This is a genomic window from Pseudomonas sp. DVZ6 (assembly GCF_024259445.1).
Lineage (GTDB): Bacteria > Pseudomonadota > Gammaproteobacteria > Pseudomonadales > Pseudomonadaceae > Aquipseudomonas > Aquipseudomonas peradeniyensis.
Genome location: NZ_JANCLM010000109.1, coordinates 1 through 599 on the forward strand (window position 1 = coordinate 1; position 599 = coordinate 599).

A 599-nucleotide genomic window follows, 5' to 3' on the forward strand; every position below is an offset into this window, starting at 1 on the left:
TACATCGACAGGTCCGGGATCGCCGCACCGATCGGGCTGCCCGGTTGCTGCGTATCGGCGAAGCGGATCGGCCGGTAGGTCACGTGGACCGTGGTCTCGGTGATGCCGTACATGTTGATCAGGTTGTCGCAGTCTTCACCGAAGCGCTCGAACCACGGTTGCAGTGCAGCAACGTCCAAGGCTTCGCCACCGAAGATCACGTAGCGCAGCGAAAGATCGGACTCACTGTCACAGGCCACCCGCATCAGCGGCTTGAACGCCGACGGGGTCTGGTTGAGCACGGTCACGCCCTGCTCCACCAGCAGTTGGTGGAAATCTTCCGGCGAGCGCGTGGTTTCACGCGGCACGATCACCAGGCGACCGCCGTGCAGCAGCGCACCGAAGATCTCCCAAACGGAGAAGTCGAAGGCGTACGAGTGGAACAGCGTCCACACGTCCTGCGGGCCGAAGCCGAACCAGGCATCGGTGGCCTTGAACAGGCGCAGCAGGTTGTGGTGCGGCAGCAAGGTGCCTTTGGGCTTGCCAGTGGAGCCCGAGGTGTAGATCACATAGGCCAGGTTATCCGGCTGGCTCAGGTGCTCGGGATTCTCATCGCTGTA

1 protein-coding gene is annotated in these 599 nt (G+C 62.6%); it reads right to left on the reverse strand.

All coding sequences use genetic code 11. From position 1 onward, the window contains the following. Nucleotides 1–599: AMP-binding protein (locus NMG10_RS25845; protein ID WP_254465381.1), on the reverse strand; the 599-nt coding region annotated here is incomplete at both ends.